Below are 20,636 nucleotides of genomic sequence, written 5' to 3'. Positions count from 1 at the left end.
GTTATTTCATTGTATAGAATTTTTGTTCTTAATTTTTCTTTAACAATGGCGCGGAGGCGCATATCTCTTAATAATCTCCTCCGCCACTTTCATGCCGTCCATGGCTGCAGACGTGATTCCCCCGGCATATCCGGCGCCTTCCCCGCAGGGATAGATGCCCTGCACCGGTGACTGGCACCTCTCATCCCGGCTGATCCGCACCGGCGATGACGTCCGGCTCTCCACGCCAGATAGGATCGCATCAGCCCGGTCAAAGCCTCTGATCTTCCGGCCACTGGCCTGAATCCCCTCTTCCAGTGCCGCATTGACCGCCTCGGGAAACAGCTCCCGCAGATTGGCAAAGGCAGTCGCGCCCTTGGTACAGCTTGCAAAATCCCCGTATGCTTCGGACACCTTTCCTGCACAGAAATCCCCGAACAGCTGCTGGGGGATCCGGCCCGCTCCTAAGGCAAAGGCTTTCTCTTCCAGTGCCCGCTGAAAAGCCACACCGCCCAGCGGATCCTGCGACGGAAAATCCTCCGGCGTCACCGTGACGATCATGGCGCTGTTGGCGTTGGCGGAATCCCGGTCATGATAGCTCATACCGTTGACGGCCAGCCGACCTTCCTCCGAGGACGCATTGACCACATAGCCGCCGGGACACATACAAAAACTATACACACCCCTGCCGTTTTCTGCCGTATGGGTCAGCTTGTAGCTGGCCGCAGGAAGCTCGTATGGGCAATTGGCCCCGTACTGGGATGCCTGGATCATGGCCTGGGGATGCTCGATGCGCACGCCCACGGCGAACGCCTTGGCCTCCATATGCAGCGGCTTTTCCCGCAGCATTTCAAAGGTATCCCGGGCACTGTGGCCGATGGCCAGCACCACCACATCCGCCGCTGTTTTTTCCTCATTGTTAATCGTAAGGCCGGTCAACTTCCCGTCCGTGATGTCCAGATCTGTCACCTGGCTGAAAAAGCGCACCTCACCGCCCAGGGCGCAGATTTCTTTTCGCAGATTCTGGATCACCTCGATGAGAATGTCGGTGCCGATATGGGGCTTGTTCATGTACAGAATCTCCTCCGGCGCTCCCGCTTCGGCAAAGATCCGCAGTACTTCCCGGTTCCGGCCAAAGGGATCCTTCACCAGTGTGTTCAGCTTTCCGTCAGAAAACGTCCCGGCGCCGCCTTCTCCGAACTGGGCATTGGCCCGCACATCCAATATGCCACCTGCCCAGAACTGCTCCAGCCGTTCCTTCCGCTCCGGTGCCGATGCGCCCCGCTCCAGAAGCAACGGCGCATACCCGGCTTTTGCCAGCAGCAGGCCGCAGAACAGTCCTGCCGGGCCGCTGCCGATGATCACCGGCCGGTGCTTTAAGGTTTCTGTTCCGGCGGCAGGCAATGTGTAGGGTTTCTCCTGTACCTTTAAGAGCTTCCCTTTTTTCAGGGCTGCTGCCGCTTTTTTCTCTGATGTCAGTGTGACCTGCACGTTGCACACCCGGAAAATCTGAGGCTTTTTTCTGGCATCCAGTGATTCCTTCACGATTCGAAAAGAAGAAAAAACGCTCCCGTCCAATCCCGCCTGCTTTGCCGCTGCTTTTTTCAGTTGTTCCCCGGTGGCTCCATAAGGAACCTTCACCTGATTGATCTGATAAATCTGGCCCATGCTTCCTCGATTCTCCTTACTTTCATCGTGTCATATGCCGTTCATGTATGTCGTACAGATCACCATGCGAATGTTCTGTACGATTCTTTTCCCGTATATCTGACTGTCTCTGTTCTATAGCAGCATTTGTATGTGCAGCTTGTATATTGCTATTGTGTTGTTCTGATCAATATTACTTCGTTACTGCGTGAAGCCCTGCGCAGTGCCCGCTGGACCAGGCCCACTGCAGATTGTAGCCGCCGCAGGCGCCGTCAATGTCCACCAGTTCCCCGGCAAAATAAAGTCCGGGCACCAGCCTGGATTCCATCGTCTCTCTGTCGATTTCTTCCGTGCTGACACCGCCGCTGCACACCTGGGCATGGGAAAAATCCATGTATCCGGTCATCTTTGCCGGCATCGCCTGGATCAGTCCGTACAGCTTCTCTTTTTTCTCTGCAGGGACAGCCGCCATTGCCGTTCCCGTCTTGATGCCGGCTTCCAGAAGCAGCACCTCGATGAGCTTCTGATGAAACAGGCCTGCCAGAAAACTGCCTGCCGACCGGTCAGGAGCCTGCTGCAATCTTGCATCCAGAAAGGCTCGCTGCTGCGCTTCTGTAAAATCCGGCAGGAAATTCACGGACAGCTCCACCAGCTTTCCCTCGGCCCAGCATCGCACCGCCTGATGGCTCACCTGAAAGGTGGGGATACCGGAAATGCCATAGGAAGTAAACTGCAATTCGCCCCGGGAGGAGGTGCACACGTCCCCGCAGCGAACCGTCACCCGTCCGTCACAGCGAAGCCCGGCAAGCTTCGGATACCGGCTTTTCTCCGCTTTCAGCCCGGTGAGTGCCGGGAGCACAGGAACCATCGTATGTCCAAATCCTGCTGCCAGGTCATATCCGCTGCCGTCCGCCCCGGTCTCCGGCGCGGCTTTGGAACCGCAGGCCAGAATGCAGGCGTCCGCCTCGTACGTCCACCCGTCTGTGTGGGCCAGAAAACGGCCATCTTTCTTTTCCAGCTTCGTGATCTCCGTAGAACATTTGCATTTTACCTTCCGGCGCTGTGCCTCCTCCATGAGAAGCTGCACCACCTGGGGCGCCTGGTCAGAGTAGGGATACAGGCCGTGATCCCGGTTTTTCGTATAGATACCGATGGAGGAAAAGAAACGGACCGTGTCCTGCACGTCAAACTGCCCGAAAGCACCAAAAGCAAAGTCCGGGTGTTCCCCCCGAAAGCTCTCTTCGTCGATCTTCGTGTTCGTCAGATTGCATCTGCCGTTGCCGGTTATCGCCAGCTTCCGCCCGGCTTTCGCGCCCTTTTCCAGAAGCGTCACCTTCGCCCCGTTTTTGGCTGCCGTGATGGCTGCCATCAGGCCCGATGCACCCGCACCGATCACCAATACATCCATTTCTTTTCCTCCTTTCCAACAGTTTCCATCCCTGTTTTCTGAAATCAATTTTCTGACATCAATTTCCTGTCATTCCCGCAAATTTTATCTGATAGAAATACAGTAGACTTCCACCGTTGCCTACAGCTTTACCACGCCTGCTTCCTTACATTTCTGCAGGGACATGAGAATACCCAGCTTAGCGTGGGGCCAGGTCAGGCCGCCCTGGAAATAAACCGCATAGGGCGGTTTGATGGGGCCATCTGCGGACAATTCGATGGAGGAACCCTGCACAAACGCGCCCGCGGCCATGATCACATCGCTGTCGTAACCGGGCATGGCCCAGGGCTCCGGCGTCACATGGGCATCCACCGGTGCGGCGCTCTGCACGCCCTTACAGAAAGCAATGACGCCCTCCGGTGTGCCAAATTCCACCGCCTGAATGATGTCGTGGCGGCTCTCCGTGCCGTTTGGCACCACAGGAAAACCTAATTTCTCATACACATTGGCTGCAAAAATCGCGCCTTTCAGGGCACTGGCCACCACGGTAGGTGCCAGGAAAAAGCCCTGATAAAAGGACTGGATGATGCCTAAGTTGGCGCCAACCTCCTGTCCCAGGCCCGGGCAGGTTGTCCGGTATGCCGCCTGCTCCACGCAGGCACGGCTGCCCACGATATAGCCGCCGATGGGGGCCAGGCCGCCGCCGGGATTTTTGATCAGGGAGCCGACTGCCATATCCGCACCCACGTCTGTAGGTTCGATGGTTTCCACAAATTCCCCGTAACAGTTATCTACCATACAGATGATGTCGGAGCGGATGCTTTTCACAAAAGCAATGGCCTCTCCGATCTTTTTCACACTCAACGTCGGCCGGGTCTGGTAGCCCTTGGAGCGCTGGATCTCCACCAGCTTCGTCTTCGGACCGATGGCTGCGCGGATGCCCTCGAAATCAAAATTGCCATCGGGCAGCAGGTCTACCTGGCGGTAAGTAACGCCATACTCTGCCAGAGAACCGATGGAGGGCCGGATGCCGATGACCTCCTCCAGCGTATCATAGGGCTTGCCGGAAATGCTCAGCAGCTCATCCCCGGGGCGCAGATTGCCGTGCAGCGCAATGGCCAGCGCATGGGTGCCGCAGGTGATCTGGGGACGCACCAGTGCCGCCTCCGCATGAAACGCAGATGCATACACCTCCTCCAGCGTATCCCGGCCCATATCATTGTAGCCGTAACCGCTGGTGGCCGCGAAATGGATATCGCTGACCTTATGGTCCTGCATGGCTTTGAGCACCTTTAACTGATTGTATTCCGCCACCGTATCGATCTCCTGAAAACGGCTTTCCAGATTTTTCAAAATGTCCTCGCCGAACGCCAGCACATCCGGTTGGATACCCAGGGCGGCGTACATATTTTTGATCTCTTCGTTCATTTCTGTTTTATCCTCGTATTTTCTTGTTTTATTTATAGTAATCATTCTATCTCTACATCCGCAATGTGCAATGATTTCCCCTAACTTCAACGATTAACAAACGTATTGGCAGCATCCCGCACGCTTCCATGCTCCATATCAACAAATCTTTTTAAGATTTGAAAGACTGCTTGTCACCTGTCATGCAGTCTGTATTCATAGAATTTGATATTTCGGAAATGGGAAGGATGTTCTTCGCATGGCAGATATCCAGCATTTTTTCCAGAATTCGTTCTTCCTGCCGGTCAAACTCCCGTTTATCCAGCCAGATGACTTCTTTTTCCCGGCGAAACCAGGTGAGCTGCCGCTTGGCAAAATGTCTTGTGTCCCGTTTCAGCACATAGACGGCTTCGTCCAGGGACATTTCTCCCTCCAGATAGGCAAGGATTTCTTTATACCCCAGTCCCTGCATGGACACCAGCTCCCGGCTGCAGCCCATTTCCCGCAGGCGTTTTACTTCCTCCACCAGCCCGTCGGAGAGCATCTGATCCACCCGCCGGGCGATCCGCTCATAGAGCACTTCCCGATCATCGGTCAGCACAAAGTAAGCATAATTGTACGGAGACGGCTTTTCCTTTTGCTCTTCGTTATGAGCAAAGATGGGCTGTCCCGTCTGTTCGTAATATTCCAGCGCCCGGATGATCCGTTTCACATTGTTGGGATGGATCTGGGCTGCGCTTTCCGGATCCACCGCCGCCAGCTCCCGGTGCAGGGCTTCGCAGCCTTCCTCCCGAGCCCGCCGTTCCAAGTTTTCCCGGTAACTGCTGTCCTCTCCGTTCTCCGTGAAATCAATGTCTTTGACAATGGCCTGGATATAAAAACCGGTGCCGCCGGTGAGGATGGGGATGTGCCCCCGTTCATAAATACCTGCCATGGCCTCCTTCACCAGCTGCTGGAAGCGCACCACATGAAACTCCTCCCAGGGCTCCAGCACGTCAATGAGGTGATGGGGAACGCCGTCCATTTCCTCCGGCCGGATCTTGGCCGAGCCGATGTCCATGTGCCGGTACACCTGCATGGAATCCGCAGATATGATCTCTCCGCCCACGGCTTTTGCCAGAGAAATGGAGAGGGCTGTTTTTCCCACGGCTGTGGGGCCTGTTAAGATAATAAGTGGTTTCACGGGGTTCCTCCTGTATATGTTGCTTCCTGCGATCGACTTTACACGATCCGTTTAAATTTCTTTTCCAGTTCGTACTGGGACATGGACACGATGGTGGGCCGTCCATGGGGACAGTTGTATGGGTTTTCCAGATTCAGAAGCTCGTCAATGAGGGCTTCCGCTTCTCTGGCCGACAGCCGGTTGTTGCCCTTCACCGCCGCCTTACAGGACATGGTGGCGATCCTGTCGTTGATGCTCTCTGCCTCCACCCGGTTGCCGCCTGCGCTGCTTAAGCCGTCCAGCATCTCTGTCAGCACCTCCCGGGATGCCACAGAAAACAGATTGTCCGGCACTGCCCGCACCGCATATTCCCTGCCGCCGAACGCCTCGATCTCAAAACCCAGCGCTGTAAAATTGTCCATATACGTGTGCAGCAGCTCTTCCTCCTGCATATTCAGCGTCAGGATGATGGGCGGGCTAAGCAGCTGGGACGTGTATTCCTTTGTCCGCAGCGCCCGCATGGTGCGTTCATACAGCACCTTTTCATGGGCGGCATGCTGGTCGATGATATATAGTTTATCCTCAAACTGGATGAGCCAGTACGTGTCAAACAGCTGGCCGATGATCCGATAATTGGCCCGGGACTTCTGGTCCAGAAAACGGTGCTCAAACAGATCCAGCTGCTCGGGTTTCTCCGGTGACTGGATGGGTGACTGTCCTTGCGACGCTTCATCTATCGCTACTATTGCGCCGGATGAAACTGTCCGTTCACCAGCGCCAGACTTTTCCTGTCCTGCATATCGCCCATCCGCAGTACCTAACACATTTTCCGGCTGCACGATCGAACTTTGACTGGCTGCCGTTCCATAACCTGACTCCATCCCGTTTGTTACAGCGCTCTGCCCATGACCGTTTTCCTGTGATTTCTCCAAATGGCCAAGATATCCAGCTCCCATCTGCGTATCTTCCGGCAATGGAATTCCAGTTGCCGTCTGCTCCGTCTGGGATTCCTGATCCTTCGATGCCTGCTGGGCGAATTCCTTCGTCACCCGCTCTTTCATCTTCTCCATGAAGTACTGCAGGTTCCGCTGCCGGGCGGCTTCTTCCGGTGTCATTGCACTTTGGGGTGACTGGGGCTGCGACAGCGTCGATGTATCGGCAGCCTGCCCTTGCTGCGTGAAATGTTCCGTCCCATAAGCAGATGTCTCTCTTACCATGGAGGAATTCGGCGGTACAGACGTCTGCGATGTCTGTCCGATCACAGTCCGGTCTCCCGTCTGCACCTGAGACGGCATCTGTGTATCCGCTATCAATGCACTGGCTGTTTGACTCACAGCCTGACCATTCAATGCCTGTCCAGCAGGCGTCCGCTTCTGCTCCGGCGCAAACATCTGCTCTTCCTCCGGCGTCAGCACGATCTCCGGGATGAATTCTTTTCCGGCCAGGGCATCATGCACCGCCTGGAAAATATCCTGATATACCGTATTATTATCAGAAAACCGCACTTCCAGCTTGGCGGGATGGACGTTGACGTCCACCTTTTCCCCGTCCACCTGGAACAGGAGCGCCGTGAACGGATACCGGTGCTGCATCATAAAGGATTTATAGGCGTCCTCAATGGCCTTGGTGATGGTCGGATTCTTCACGTAGCGGCCATTGACAAAATAATTCTCGTAATTGCGGTTGCCCCGGGAAACCACCGGCTTGCCGATATACCCGGTCACGGACACACAGCGGCCCTCCCGGTTCACCGGCAGCAGCTCGGAGGCCACCTCCCGGCCGTAGATATTGTAAATGATATCCTTCAGGTTGGTGTTGCCCGACGTCTGCAGCTTCGTCTGATGGTTGGCAATGAATTTAAAGGAAATGTCCGGATGGGAAAGAGCCAGCCGCTCCATGAGGGTACCGATGTATCCCGCCTCCGTCATGGGGGGACTTCAGAAATTTCCGTCTGGCCGGTACATTATAAAACAGGTTGCGGATGAGGAAGGTGGTTCCTTCCGGCGCCCCGATCTCTTCCAGGCTCTTTTCCTCCCCGCCCTCAATGCGGTAGCTGACGCCGGTGTCGCTGTCTGCCGTCTTGGTGATGAGCTCCACCTGAGCCACAGAGGCAATACTGGAAAGTGCCTCGCCTCGAAACCCCAGGGAAGAAATATGGGCAAGATCTTCTACTTTGCGGATCTTGCTGGTGGAATGGCGCAGAAACGCATCCGCCACCTGGTCGGCCGCAATCCCGCTGCCATTGTCCGTTACACGTAAAAAGGTGGTGCCGCCGTCCCGAATTTCCACCGTGACAGAAGAGGCACCTGCGTCCACTGCATTTTCCGTCAGCTCTTTGACGACGGACGACGGGCGCTCAATGACCTCGCCCGCCGCAATCTTGTCAATCGTATTTCTGTCCAGTACCTGAATCTTTGCCAAAGACTTCCCGTCCTTTCTCCCTTTTTCAACCATCTTTCCCTTTACAGCTCGCCAAGTATTTCTTACCAGTACCTGTCAGGCATTTTCATTCTTTTTTACCACCGGTTGCGCAGCTTGCTCTGCAGCCGGTTCAGCGTGTTCAGCGCATCCAGCGGCGTCAGATTGGAAATATCCAGTTCTTTTAACTCCTTGAGAATATCGTCATCTTTTACCGTATCAAACAGGGACATCTGCTCCATGTCCACCTCATCGTAGGTGACGGGCTTTTTCTTCACCGCGCTGCCCTGTACCACTTCGATCTCGTGTACCCGCTGGGTGATGTCCGCATCCACCAGCTGATGGATGATCTCCTTGGCCCGCTGGATCACGTTGTCGGGCACCCCGGCCAGCTTGGCAACCTGAATGCCGTAGCTCTTATCTGCGCCGCCTTTGACAATCTTTCGCAGGAAAACGATATCGTCGCCCTTTTCTTTTACGGCGATACAGTAATTGTTCACGCTGGACAGCTTTCCTTCCAGTTCCGTCAGCTCGTGATAATGGGTGGCAAACAGCGTCTTGGCCCCCAGAAGCCGCGGATTGCTGATGTGCTCCACCACCGCCCAGGCGATGGACAGGCCGTCGAAGGTGCTGGTGCCTCTGCCAATCTCATCTAAGATGAGCAGGCTGTTGGCCGTAGCGTTTCGCAGGATGTTGGCCACCTCGGTCATCTCCACCATGAACGTACTCTGGCCGGATGCCAGATCGTCCGATGCGCCCACCCGGGTGAATATCCGGTCCACAATGCCGATCTTGGCCTTCTGGGCCGGGACAAAGCTGCCGATCTGCGCCATGAGCACAATGAGGGCGGTCTGCCGCATGTAGGTGGATTTTCCGGCCATGTTGGGGCCGGTGATGATGGAAATCCGGTTTTTGTTGTTATCCAGATAGGTGTCATTGGCGATGAACATATCGTTGGAGATCATTTTTTCCACCACCGGGTGTCTGCCGCCGCGGATGTCGATGAGCCCCTTCTCGTTGATGGAAGGACGCACATAGTTTTCCCGCTCCGCCACCAGGGAAAGGGAGGCATACACGTCCAGCCGGGCAATGGCCCGGGCCGTTTTCTGGATGCGCAGTACTTCCCGGCCGATCTGATCCCGCACATCGGCAAACAGGTCATATTCCAGAGAAAACAGCTTGTCCTCGGCGCCCAGGATCATATCCTCCAGCTCCTTGAGTTTCGGGGTGATGTAGCGCTCCGCGTTGGTCAGCGTCTGCTTGCGCATATAGTCGTCCGGCACCAGATCCTTATAGGAATTGGTCACTTCCAGATAATAGCCGAACACCTTGTTATATTTGATGCGAAGGTTTTTGATGCCGGTGCGCTCCCGCTCCTGCTCTTCCAGCTGGGCCAGCCAGTTCTTTCCTTCGGTCTTGGCCTGCCGCAGCTTGTCCACCTCTTCATTGTAGCCTTCCTTGATGATGCCGCCTTCCCGGACGATCATGGGCGGTTCATCCACGATGGCTTTACTGATGAGCGCATGCACATCCTCCAGGGCGTCCAGCTCCTCCTCCACCGTTTTCAGTTCCCCGCATACACTGTCTTTCAGCAGATATTTGATGGCGGGCAGCATGGAAAGGGAACTCTTGAACGCCACCAGATCCCGGGGATTGGCCGACTGGTAGGTGATCCGGCTCACCAGCCGCTCCAGGTCATACACGGGATTTAAGTATTCCCGGATCTCCTCCCGCATGATGGCGTTGTTGTTCAGCTCCTCGATGGCATCCAGCCGGGCCTCAATGGTCTCTTTTTCCAGCAGCGGCTGTTCGATGTAGGTGCGCAGCATCCGGGCACCCATGGCCGTCTTTGTCTTGTCCAGCACCCACAGAAGGGAACCCCGTTTCTGTTTTTCCCGCAATGTCTCTGTCAGCTCCAGATTCCGCCGGGTGGAGCTGTCCAGCACCATATATTTTCCTGTGGAATAAGGCACCAGTCGGGTCATCTGGGACAGGCTGTTTTTCTGGGTATCCAGAAGATACCGCATAAGTGCGCCCGCCGCCAGCACACCCAGAGTGTAATCCCCCAGTCCCAGCGCCTCCATGGAAGCCACCTGAAAATGCTCCAGCAACGCCCGCCGGCACTGCTCATCGTCAAAATAGGCCGCATCCAGCGGGAACACGGAAATGCCCAGCCGGTCTTTCAGGGCGTCCAGATCGGTGCCGCTCATGAGCAGCGGCTCGTTGCAGATGATCTCCGCCGGAGAAAACTTGATGATCTCATCCTCCATTTTCTTGGCACTGGAAACCTCGGTAAGGAAATATTCACCGGTAGACACGTCCGCCAGGGACACCCCGTAGCGATCTGCCAGATACACGATACACATGATGTAGTTGTTTTTCGTCTCATCCAGCGCCTGGGTGTTCAGGTTCGTGCCCGGCGTCACCACCCGGACAACCTCCCGTTTCACCATGCCCTTGGCAAGCTTGGGATCCTCCACCTGTTCACAGATAGCCACCTTGTAGCCCTTGGCCACCAGCCGGTTCAGATACGTCTCGGCGGCATGGTAGGGCACACCGCACATGGGCGCCCGCTCTTCCTGTCCGCAGTCCTTGCCGGTGAGGGTCAGCTCCAGCTCTCTGGACACTGTCACCGCATCGTCAAAAAACATTTCATAAAAATCGCCCAGACGATAAAACAGGATACAGTCCTTATACTGCTCCTTGGTGTCCAGGTAATGACGCATCATAGGTGTAAATTCAGCCAATTTCTTATCCTCTTTCGTTATATTTTAAAGCCCCATAAATGCTTTACAGATCATCATATCACCGTTCAGCCGCTCTTCCAATTCCTTTTCGGCTTCCCGAAAAATTTCATCAATAAAGGCAGGCTCCACCTGTCCGATGGGTGTCACCGGAAGGGGCGGCTCCTGGCTGTCCTCCAGCACGTAATCCATCCATACAATGTCGTGCCATTTGCCGTCCTTGTAGCCGCAGGCCGGGGAAAAATGCCACGTGCTGGAAGCCCATGGCAGCATGGAAATCAATGCTCTCCGGGTTCGGGGAGGTGATGCAGGCATAGGCATGGCGGTAATGCATCTGCTCAAGAAGAGCAAACAGCAGGCGGTACAGCATCTTGCCAATGCCGCCTCTGTGATAATCCTCCTCCAGATAGACAGACAGCTCGCAGTCCCAGTCATAGGCTGCCCGGCTCCGGTACAGGGAGGCGTAGGCGTAGCCCACGATCTTTCCGTCGATCTCACACACCAGATAAGGCATGTGGGAAAGGGGTGTTTCGGATCCTTCCTGCAAATTCTTCCACCGACGGCACCGTAAATTCAAAGGTCACCGGGGTGTTTTTGATGTAATATTCATAAATGCCAAGCAAATCTGCCGCGTCGGAAGGCTGTGCCATCCGCACACGGACAAGCTTTTCCTGTTCCATGTTATCTGTCCTTTCTCTAACTGTCCTTTGCATGTCTGTCCCGTTTTTCTTGCCTGTGGGGGATATCGTTATTCTGCCGCGCTGTTTTTCGCATCCAGCGCTTTCACCCTGTCAGCCGCAGCCACCAGATTGCAGCAGATATTGTCCTCTCCCAGTGCTTTCACCAGGCCATAACGCTTCATGGCACGCATGGGCTGCTCCTGGACGCCGCACAGCACCAGCGCAATCCCCTGCTCCACGCAGTGCTTGCGCAGATTATTGAGATGCCGCATGGCTGCACCGTCCAGCGCCGGTACACTTCTCATCTGCAGAATCATGTATTTCAGCGTATCCGGAGTGGTAATGATATCAAAATTGTCCGCAGCCGCAAAAAACAACGGCCCTAAGAACCGGTATACCAACGTGTGCTCCGGCAGACTTCGGATGATCTCGTCCTCCGGGTTCGGCGCATCCAGATCGCTGTCAGGATTGCCGCTGTTGCCCACATACACATAGTTCTGGATCTCTGCCACATCTGCCATCCGTTTCATCAGCAGAAAGGCTGTCAGGATGATCCCTACCTCTACTGCAAACAAAAGATCTACCAGCACGCCACAGAACAGCGTTACCATCAGTACAAGAAAATCAGATCTCGGCGCATGCTTTCCGATATAAACAAATTCTTTGATATTGCACATATTCACAGCCACCACAATAAGTACCGCTGACAGCACCGGCATGGGAATATAGCCCGCCAGCGGCATAAGGAACAGCAGGATCAGCGTGACAACCACACTGTGCACCATACCCGCGATGGGGGTGCGGCCGCCGTTTTTCACGTTGTTGGATGCACGGGCCACGGCGCCTGCCACCGGCGCTGCGCCGAAAATTCCGCAGAAAATATTGGCAATGCCCTCTGCAATGAGTTCCTGATTGGAGTTGTGCTTCTCGCCCATAAGTCCATCCGTCACCGAGCAGGCCAGCAGAGAAACAATGGCTATGAGGATTGCCAGTGTCACAGACAGCGGCAGCAGATCCACCAGTGTCTCCAGGGAGAGCATGTGAATCTCAGGGTACGGAAAATGGGTGGGCAGATCGCCGTATACCGAATGAATGGTGGATACCGGAATTTTGAAGATCGTCACCACCGGCGTCATGATGAGAATGGCCGCCAGAGAGTTGGGGATCTTATCGTTGATCTTCGGCAGAACGAGAAGAATAACGATGGATGCCGCGCCCACCAGCACAGCTGCCGGCCGGAACGTAGATGCCGCGCCGAAAAGGACCGGCATTTTCTCCAGGAACTTCACCGGCACTGTCTCGATCTGGAGGCCGAAGAAGCCCTTGATCTGATTTGTGAAAATACCCACGCCAATGGCGGCGGTAAACCCTAAGGTGATCGTTCTCGGAATATATTTCAGCAGGCCGCCCAGACGGAACAGGCCCATAAGGATCAAAATCACACCAGCCATGATGGAAGCCGCTGCCAGTCCTGCCAGTCCATATTCATCCACAATGGTAAAGACAGTCATGACTGTCGCCGCTGTGATGCCGCCGATGTTTACTTTACTTCCGCCGAACAGCGATACAAAAAAGCCGCCGATGATGGCAGAATAGAGTCCTTTTTCAGGACTTAAACCCGAAGAAATTGCCAGTGCCACAGACAGCGGAAAGGCGATGACCGCCACCAGAATTCCTGCAAAAATGTCTTTCACCAGCTGATTTTTCGAATAGTGCTTCATGCATTCCACGATTTTAGGCTGAAATTGGCCCATGGATAATGCCCCCTCTTATGTAAGTACTATCGTAATTCGCCCATATAATAAAAGCCGCAGTTCTTTTTCAGATATACAGGAACGATCTTGCCGATCAGATCCGGCGTACCCGGAAAATGTACGGTGATGTTGTTGGAAAGCTTGCCGGTCATGAGTTCCGGGTGCTGTCCGTTCACTTCCTCCACCAGTACCGGCTGCGTCTCTCCTTCAAAACGCCCTGTCATCTCGGCAGAAATATGTTGTACTTCCTTCAAAAGGCGGTTGAACCGCTCATGCGCCACGTCGTCCGGGATCTGCCCTTCCATAGCAGCCGCCGGAGTCCCGCTGCGTTTCGAATATAAAAAGGTAAAGGCACTGTCGTACCGCACACGCCTTACCACATCCAGCGTATCCTGAAAATCCTCCTCGGTCTCCCCGGGGAAGCCCACGATGATATCCGTGGTCAGGGAAAGATCGGGAATCTCCCGCTTTAACTTCTCCGCCAGAGCCAGATAGCTCTCCTTCGTGTATCTGCGGTTCATCAGTCCCAGAACCCGCGTGCTTCCTGACTGCAGCGGCAGGTGCAGATGACGGCAGATTTTCTTGGAATCCCGCATGGTCTCAATGAGCTCATCGGATAAATCCTTGGGGTGGGAAGTCATGAAACGGATACGCTGGATCCCGTCAATCTTCTCCACCTCCCGCAGAAGTGCGGCAAATGTCATCGGCTGCTCTAACGTTTTTCCATAGGAATTCACGTTCTGTCCCAAAAGCATGACCTCAACGACACCATCCTGTGCCTGTCTTCTGATCTCATTTAAAATATCTTCCGGTTCCCGGCTGCGCTCCCGTCCCCGCACATAGGGAACGATACAGTAACTGCAGAAATTATTGCAGCCGAACATGATATTCACACCTGATTTAAAGCTGTATTTCCTGATATTCGGCAGATCCTCAACGATCTGATCCGTATCCTTCCAGACATCCACCACCATCTTTCCGGTGGCAAACCGTTTGTGCAGAAGTTCTGCCAGCAGGAAAATATTGTGCGTCCCAAACACAATATCCACAAACCGGTAGGTCTTCCTGATCCTCTCCACTTCCTCGGGCTCCTGCATCATGCAGCCGCAGACCGCCACCAGCATGTGCGGATGCTTTTTCTTCAGATTATGAAGAATGCCCAGCCGCCCGTATACCCGCTGGTTGGCATTTTCCCGGACGGTGCACGTGTTGAACAGCACAAAGTCCGCTTCCTCGGATTCGCTGAAAACGTAACCCACCGTTTCCAGAATACCCGACAGCTTCTCGGAATCTCTGGCGTTCATCTGACAGCCGAAGGTTGTGACATGATAGGTCGGGGCACGCCCCAGCTTGTCTGCCAGCGCCTGTACTTCCTGCTTCACCGCTTCCATGAAATAATACTGGCGCTCTGTTTCGTTATTTTCCATTGTTTAAAACCTTTCTATTTGCGGATCTGTCCATTGCCGTAAATGATATACTTGGTGGACGTCAGCGCTTTTAAGCCCATGGGGCCTCTTGCGTGCAGCTTCTGGGTACTGATGCCGATCTCCGCGCCAAAGCCGAACTCATACCCGTCCGTAAACCGGGTGGAGGCGTTCACGTACACCGCCGCCGCATCCACTTCATTCAGGAATTTCTGGGCGTTGGCATAATCCCGCGTGACGATGGCCTCGGAGTGACCGGTATTATACTTATTGATATGGGCAATGGCCTCGTCGATAGAGGACACCGTCTTCACAGACAGGATGTAATCCAGATACTCTGTGCCCCAGTCCTCTTCCGTCGCCTCCGGGATCATGGGCAGTACCTGACGGGCGACTTCATCCCCCCGCAGCTCCACCTGCTTCTGATCGAGACAAAGCTTCAGATAAGGAAGAAAATCACCGATGATATTCTCATGAACGACCAGCGACTCACAGGCGTTGCACACGCCGATGCGCTGGGTCTTGGCGTTGAAAATGATGTTGGCCGCCATCTCATAGTCCGCGCTCTCATCCACGTAAATATGGCAGTTGCCGGTGCCGGTCTCGATGACCGGAATGGTGCTGTTATCCACCACAGAACGGATCAGCCCTGCGCCGCCTCGGGGAATCAGCACGTCCACATATGTACGCATCCGCATAAACTGGGCCGTCACCTCCCGGCTCGTATCTTCGATGAGCTGGATGGCGTACCGGGGAATGGAAAAACGATCCAGTACGGTCTGTAAGCAGGTGACGATGGCCTTGTTGGAATGGATGGCATCGCTGCCGCCCTTTAAGATGACCACATTGCCGGTCTTGAAGCAAAGGCCGAAGGCATCTGCCGTCACGTTGGGTCTGGCCTCGTAAATGATGCCGACGACGCCTAAGGGCACCCGCTTCTGGCCAATGAGCAGGCCGTTGGGCCGTTCCTTCATGCCCAGCACTTCCCCTATGGGATCTTCCAGCGCCGCAATGGAACGAAGTCCCTCCCGCCATGCCCTCAATCCGCTCGGATGTCAGCATGAGCCGGTCGATCAAGCCTTCGTGCATGCCTTTTCTGCGTCCATTCTCCACGTCGATCATGTTCTCTTCCAGGATCAGATCGGTACTTTTGATGAGGGCATCCGCCGCAAATAGCAGCACCTCATTTTTTCTCTGAGATGCCAGTGTCCGCATGAAACTCTCTGTCTCTTTCGCCTGTCTTCCGATGGTTTCTAACTGACTCATTGTAATTCCTCCCTCATATGGTCTGTGTGTGGGCAGATGACCACATCCGCCGCCTGGTCAAAGGTTTCCGCAGGAATGGCGTCCACCAGCTGAAAAGCAAAGCAGATGCCAAGCTTTACCGGCACCGGATACTGTTCCAGATACCGGTCATAGTAGCCGCCTCCGTAGCCGATGCGGTGCCCTTCCCGGTCAAAGGCTGCGCCGGGCAGCAGCATCACATCCCCTGCCGCTGGCCATATCGCCGGACAGCTCTCCTTTGGTTCCAGAATGCCGAAACTTCCCGGGGCAAGATCCGCCTCCCCTGTAATCCGGTAAAAGGTCATCTCCCGGCCCTCCACCTTCGGCACAGCCACGGTCTTCCCTTCGGCCAGCGCGGTGCGCATGACCGGCCAGGTGTCCACCTCCTGCCGGAACGGCACATATGAAAAAAGCGTCCCACAGCTGTGATACGCCGGATGTGCCAGCACCTGCCGGGCAATGTCCGCTGACTGTCTGGTGCGTTCCTCCTTCGGGCAGGCACTTCGCATGGCAAGAAGCCTCTGCCTAATTTCCTTTTTTGCTGCCATATTTTTCTCCAAGGTTGACGATGGAGCCATCTTTCTCCTTGATATCAATATTGTTCAACTGGCCCCGCAGGTTCTGTTTGAACGCCTCCACGTACTCCCGGCGCAGCAGCGCCTGTTCGGAACGCTCCGCACTGGTCAGACCTTCGGCCTTGGATTTGCGGTATAATTCATTGATCCGGTCGATCTTTTTCTTATCAATTCCCATCCGTATATTCTCCTCTGCACAATATCGTATCTATATTACACCATTTTTTTTCTTCCGTCTAGCCCGGGAATCCTCCCTTTTTAACTGGAATAATTTTCCAGAAAATCATAGAGCTCATGGACGTCCAGCAGGCAGTTACCGTCCCGGATACTGCGCTTCATGCGCTCCGGCAGCGATACCACCGGGATGTCCGTGTACTCGTACACCGTCTTCTGATCCATGTAGTAGACCACCACCAGACCGTCCGCCTCGCCCAAGGCATACTTGTACGCTTTTTCCCAGGGAAAATACGTCTTGCGGAACACCACCTTGGCATCCGAGAAGGATACCAGATCCATCTGCTCAAAACCGTTCTCCAGTTCCTCGATGCCCGGCTCCTTCGTGTAATCCTTTGCATAGGCAAGGGCCTCCTCCCGGTCAAGCCCCAGAAGGGCCGTGGGGATCCGCTCCCGCACCTCCCGGGTAACGCCGGTCCTGCGGTTATAATTTTCCACCACATACTCCGTATCTGCTTTCAAAATAGCCTTTTCTGTCGTGTCCGCCAGCACTGCCTCCCCGGCGTTCTCCATCTGCTCCTTCGTCTGCTCTCCCGCATACCGGTAGGACAGCCGGAAGCTTCCATAATAAGCCGCGCACAGCAGCAGGGCGTAAAACAAAAAGGCGATACCATACTTTTTCACGGAATTTCCTCCTTTTTTGTATAGTATCAGCCTTTTCCTGCCAGTTTATTCCAAACTTTACATCAGATGAAACTTTCTCGCGATCCGGTACAGCGTCTTTCCCTTGGGGAATTCCAGCAGCTCCTTCTTCGTAATGCCCCGCAGCATGAGCAGCAGCGCCCCGTAAATGCAGGCGCCCACGCCAATGGAAAGCACCGTGGAAATGGCATTGCCTGCAAACAGCGCCAGCAGCTTGTACAGGCCGAACACCGCCAGCCCCATGAAGCCGGAGCAGATGCCCGGAATGATGAACGTCCGCATGAGCTCCTGCCGGTAACCGATGTGCCGCCGGATGGCGATGCCATTCATGAGGCACATGAGCAGAGCAAACAGGTTGTTGGCCTGAATAACACCGTAGATGCCCATGTGAAACTTTGTCAGCATCACATACAGCACGCCCAGATGAAGCACCAGCGCCACCGCCGAGTGGATCACCGGCAGCCGCATCTGGTTGATGCCCTGCAAAATACCGTTACTTAACGTTGACATGGCATAAAGCACGATGGAAACGACGCCCACCTGGAACATGCGCACGGCCATGGCCACGGCGTCCGGATCCGGGTCGTTGTACAGAAGCTTCAGGATCGGCCCTGCCAGCACGCCCATGCCCACCGCGCATGGGATCGTCAGCACCATGGTGAAACGGATGGAGGTCTGGATCTTCCGTCTTGCTTCCTTATAATGCCGCTCCACCATACACATGGTAAGCCCCGGGATCGTGGAGGACACCAGCGCGTTGGCAATGGCGATGGGCACATTGGTCAGCGTCTTGAACTTGCCGGAGAAGATACCCCAGGAGGTGTTCACCGCCGAGCTGGTGACGCCCATATCCAGGCTTAACGCCTTGTAAACGCCCTGGTCGATGATGCCGCTGATGTTGTAAATGGCGGTACTCAGTACCACCGGAATGATGGTGAGGATGAGCACCTTCATGATCTCCGCGTTGCTCTCCCGGTGCTTGGTCCGGTCTGCCTTCACCCGTCTGGCTGTCCGGCGTCTGCCGGTAACGTAGACAAATACGAGGAACAGAAGGCCTGCCAGCGCACCCATGGTGGTACCCAGCGTGCTGCCGCCTGCCCCGTAGGCTGCGGATGCCGTAGTGGTACCCAGGATCTTGTCCACATTGGCTCCCATTTTCACAAAGATCATGGCGGCGCCGATGCTGACAATGGCGTTGACCACCTGCTCCGCCAGCTGGCTCACTGCCGTGGGCACCATGGTCTCCTGCCCCTGGAAATACCCGCGGAACACGCCCATGATGGCCAGGATCAGAAGCGCCGGTGCCAGGATCCGCAGGGCAAAGGCGCTCTCCGGTGTGTGCAGCACCTTGTCTGTGAAAAATCCCGCACCAAAAAAGGTGATCACCGAGGTGGCGATACCGGTCACCAGGGCAAATACCATGGCGCCGTGGAACACTCTCTGGGCATTGCGGTATTCCCCTCTGGCATTTCTCGCCGACACCTGCTTGGCCACGGCCAGTGGAATGCTGTAGGAGGACACCAGCAGCATGATGGTGTAAATGTCAAAGGCACTGGAATAGAAGCTGTTGCCCTCGTTGCCGATGATACGCGTCACCGGGATCCGGTACAGCATGCCGATGACACGCACGAAAATGGAAGCAACCGCAAGGATGCTTCCCTGTTTTAAATAGTTGGAACTGTTTTTCTTCTTGTTTCTGTTGTCTGCCATCAGAAATGATTTCCTCTCCTGATTTGTCTATCTGCGGATGCCTAAGCTGTCCAGAATGGCTTCCTGGCGCTGCTCCATATCTCTGGCCATGTCCGCATCCTCATGGTCATAGCCCATTAAGTGTAACATACTGTGGGCGATCAGGAAAGCATATTCCCGGAGTCTGGAGTGGCCGTATTTCTCCGCCTGCTCTGCCACCTTGTCCAGAGAGATCATAATGTCTCCCAGCATCAGCTCCCCGCTCTCCGGGTTGAAACAGTCCGCCTGGTCTTCCTCCACCCGGGAAAAATCCGCCGGTGTCTCATATTCCAGCAGCGGAAAAGAAAGCACATCCGTAGGGCGGTCGATGCCCCGGAATTCCTTATTTACCTTGTGGATCTCCTCATCGGTGGTCAGGGTCAGGTCAACCTCCGCCTCATACGGGCAGTCTTCATAATCCAGCGCAGCCACGATCACCTGTTCTGCAATTTTCTCATAATCAAAATCCAGTGCCGGATCGGTCACCTCTGTCTCTACACGGATGGTCACTGCTGTTTCCTCCCTTTTCCTTTTCGGTCACGGTCACCTTTGCGCTCTCGCCGTTTGTCCCGTTTCTCCTTATACTGTTCCCGGTGCTCATAATCCTCGTAAGCCTTGACGATCTTCTGTACCAGCGGATGACGCACCACGTCCTTGCTGGTGAGATAACAGAAGCCGATATCGTCCACCTTGCTCAGCACCTTCTCCGCCACATCCAGGCCGGATACCGTGCCCGGCGGCAGATCCTTCTGGGTAGAGTCGCCGGTGATGATCACCTTGGAGCCAAACCCGATACGGGTCAGGAACATTTTCATCTGGGCCGGGGTGGTATTCTGGGCCTCATCCAGAATGATAAAGGCGTTGTCCAGCGTCCGACCGCGCATATAAGCCAGGGGCGCCACCTCAATGAGCCCTTTTTCCATATTTTTCATATAGCTCTCCGGCCCCATGATCTGATACAGGGCGTCGTAGAGGGGTCGCAGATACGGATCTACCTTGCTCTGCAGGTCACCGGGCAGAAAGCCCAGCTTCTCTCCCGCCTCAATGGCCGGTCTGGTCAGGATGATCCGGCCCACCTCGTCATTTTTGAAAGCGGTGATGCCCATGGCCATGGCCAGATACGTCTTGCCGGTACCGGCAGGGCCGATGCCGAAGACAATCATCTTCTTGCGGATCTGATCCACGTAATTTTGCTGTCCCAGCGTCTTGGGCTTCACCGGGCGGCCGTTGATGGTGTGGCAGATCAGCTCCTGATCCATCTCGGCCACGGCCCCCTCCTTTTCCTCAAAGCCCAGGGCAATGGTGTAGTCCACGTTCTGTTCCGTGATGGTGTTGCCCCGGACAGAAAGTCCCAGGAGCTGTTCAAACACCCGGGCTGCCCGCTGGGTATCCTCCAGGCGCCCCAGCACCTTCAGGGTATCGTCCCTGGCGATGACGGTGACATTCATGGCACGCTCGATTTTCTTGATATACTGATCAAACTGGCCGAACACATTTGCCTGGTGCTCGACCGGGATCTGAAGAATGGTTTCCTGTATACTCATGCAGAACCAAATTCCTTTCCGGCTGGT

15 protein-coding genes and 2 pseudogenes are annotated in these 20,636 nt (G+C 55.0%); all 17 read right to left on the bottom strand.

Going from position 1 to position 20,636, the window contains the following annotated elements:
• Window positions 1–39 precede the first annotated feature (39 nt).
• On the bottom strand, window positions 40–1,638 hold the full coding sequence (locus RJD28_09460) for an FAD-dependent oxidoreductase (GenBank protein WNV59593.1): 1,599 nt from the start codon (window positions 1,636–1,638) through the stop codon (window positions 40–42).
• A gap of 181 nt (window positions 1,639–1,819) precedes the next feature.
• The gene (locus RJD28_09455; GenBank protein WNV56587.1) at window positions 1,820–3,034 is read right to left on the bottom strand and encodes an NAD(P)/FAD-dependent oxidoreductase; all 1,215 of its coding nucleotides are present in this window, start codon (window positions 3,032–3,034) and stop codon (window positions 1,820–1,822) included.
• Between the two features lie 120 nt (window positions 3,035–3,154).
• Window positions 3,155–4,441, bottom strand: a complete 1,287-nt coding sequence (locus RJD28_09450) for a methionine gamma-lyase family protein (GenBank protein WNV59592.1) — start codon at window positions 4,439–4,441, stop codon at window positions 3,155–3,157.
• 151 nt (window positions 4,442–4,592) lie between these two features.
• Window positions 4,593–5,603: a tRNA (adenosine(37)-N6)-dimethylallyltransferase MiaA gene (gene miaA / locus RJD28_09445; GenBank protein WNV56586.1), complete on the bottom strand. Its 1,011-nt coding sequence runs from the start codon at window positions 5,601–5,603 to the stop codon at window positions 4,593–4,595.
• A gap of 38 nt (window positions 5,604–5,641) precedes the next feature.
• Window positions 5,642–8,003, bottom strand: a pseudogene (gene mutL / locus RJD28_09440) (DNA mismatch repair endonuclease MutL).
• 95 nt (window positions 8,004–8,098) lie between these two features.
• Window positions 8,099–10,729 carry a DNA mismatch repair protein MutS gene (mutS, locus tag RJD28_09435; protein ID WNV59591.1) on the bottom strand — a complete coding sequence of 877 codons (2,631 nt, stop codon included), beginning with the start codon at window positions 10,727–10,729 and terminating at the stop codon, window positions 8,099–8,101.
• 127 nt (window positions 10,730–10,856) lie between these two features.
• The gene (locus tag RJD28_09430) at window positions 10,857–11,291 is read right to left on the bottom strand and encodes a GNAT family N-acetyltransferase (protein WNV56585.1); all 435 of its coding nucleotides are present in this window, start codon (window positions 11,289–11,291) and stop codon (window positions 10,857–10,859) included.
• Entirely contained in the window at window positions 11,239–11,424 is a 186-nt protein-coding gene (locus tag RJD28_09425) for a hypothetical protein (protein ID WNV56584.1), read from the bottom strand. The genes RJD28_09430 and RJD28_09425 overlap by 53 nt, the downstream gene beginning before the upstream one ends.
• A 68-nt stretch (window positions 11,425–11,492) precedes the next feature.
• The gene (locus tag RJD28_09420; GenBank protein WNV56583.1) at window positions 11,493–13,178 is read right to left on the bottom strand and encodes a SulP family inorganic anion transporter; all 1,686 of its coding nucleotides are present in this window, start codon (window positions 13,176–13,178) and stop codon (window positions 11,493–11,495) included.
• 26 nt (window positions 13,179–13,204) lie between these two features.
• The gene (gene miaB, locus RJD28_09415) at window positions 13,205–14,605 is read right to left on the bottom strand and encodes a tRNA (N6-isopentenyl adenosine(37)-C2)-methylthiotransferase MiaB (GenBank protein WNV56582.1); all 1,401 of its coding nucleotides are present in this window, start codon (window positions 14,603–14,605) and stop codon (window positions 13,205–13,207) included.
• Window positions 14,606–14,619: 14 nt separating this feature from the next.
• A pseudogene (locus RJD28_09410) lies at window positions 14,620–15,868 on the bottom strand (glutamate-5-semialdehyde dehydrogenase).
• Window positions 15,865–16,434: a 5-formyltetrahydrofolate cyclo-ligase gene (locus RJD28_09405; protein ID WNV56581.1), complete on the bottom strand. Its 570-nt coding sequence runs from the start codon at window positions 16,432–16,434 to the stop codon at window positions 15,865–15,867. The pseudogene RJD28_09410 and the gene RJD28_09405 overlap by 4 nt, the downstream one beginning before the upstream one ends.
• A complete protein-coding gene (locus RJD28_09400; GenBank protein ID WNV59590.1) occupies window positions 16,412–16,633 on the bottom strand; it encodes a DUF896 domain-containing protein in 222 nt (73 codons plus the stop codon). Before RJD28_09400 ends, RJD28_09405 begins: the two co-directional genes overlap by 23 nt.
• Window positions 16,634–16,719: 86 nt before the next feature.
• Complete coding sequence (locus RJD28_09395; protein WNV56580.1) at window positions 16,720–17,319, bottom strand: hypothetical protein; 600 nt, start codon at window positions 17,317–17,319, stop codon at window positions 16,720–16,722.
• A gap of 57 nt (window positions 17,320–17,376) precedes the next feature.
• Window positions 17,377–19,047, bottom strand: a complete 1,671-nt coding sequence (locus RJD28_09390; protein ID WNV56579.1) for a polysaccharide biosynthesis protein — start codon at window positions 19,045–19,047, stop codon at window positions 17,377–17,379.
• A gap of 27 nt (window positions 19,048–19,074) precedes the next feature.
• The gene (gene ybeY / locus RJD28_09385; GenBank protein WNV56578.1) at window positions 19,075–19,575 is read right to left on the bottom strand and encodes an rRNA maturation RNase YbeY; all 501 of its coding nucleotides are present in this window, start codon (window positions 19,573–19,575) and stop codon (window positions 19,075–19,077) included.
• The gene (locus tag RJD28_09380) at window positions 19,572–20,609 is read right to left on the bottom strand and encodes a PhoH family protein (GenBank protein ID WNV56577.1); all 1,038 of its coding nucleotides are present in this window, start codon (window positions 20,607–20,609) and stop codon (window positions 19,572–19,574) included. The genes ybeY and RJD28_09380 overlap by 4 nt, the downstream gene beginning before the upstream one ends.
• Window positions 20,610–20,636: the final 27 nt, after the last annotated feature.

It is taken from the genome of Oscillospiraceae bacterium NTUH-002-81, assembly GCA_032620915.1.
Taxonomy (GTDB): Bacteria; Bacillota; Clostridia; order Lachnospirales; family Lachnospiraceae; genus JAGTTR01.
Note: the sequence above shows the minus strand (reverse complement) of the source record. Positions and strands in the feature narration are given on the sequence as shown.

Coding starts and splice junctions, on each gene's coding strand:
- RJD28_09455 (WNV56587.1), bottom strand. CDS start 3,034: ATGGATGTATTGGTGATCGGTGCGGGTGCATCGGGCCTGATGGCAGCC.
- RJD28_09450 (WNV59592.1), bottom strand. CDS start 4,441: ATGAACGAAGAGATCAAAAATATGTACGCCGCCCTGGGTATCCAACCG.
- mutS (WNV59591.1), bottom strand. CDS start 10,729: ATGATGCGTCATTACCTGGACACCAAGGAGCAGTATAAGGACTGTATC.
- RJD28_09425 (WNV56584.1), bottom strand. CDS start 11,424: ATGGAACAGGAAAAGCTTGTCCGTGTGCGGATGGCACAGCCTTCCGAC.
- RJD28_09420 (WNV56583.1), bottom strand. CDS start 13,178: ATGGGCCAATTTCAGCCTAAAATCGTGGAATGCATGAAGCACTATTCG.
- miaB (WNV56582.1), bottom strand. CDS start 14,605: ATGGAAAATAACGAAACAGAGCGCCAGTATTATTTCATGGAAGCGGTG.
- RJD28_09405 (WNV56581.1), bottom strand. CDS start 16,434: ATGGCAGCAAAAAAGGAAATTAGGCAGAGGCTTCTTGCCATGCGAAGT.
- RJD28_09390 (WNV56579.1), bottom strand. CDS start 19,047: ATGGCAGACAACAGAAACAAGAAGAAAAACAGTTCCAACTATTTAAAA.
- RJD28_09380 (WNV56577.1), bottom strand. CDS start 20,609: ATGAGTATACAGGAAACCATTCTTCAGATCCCGGTCGAGCACCAGGCA.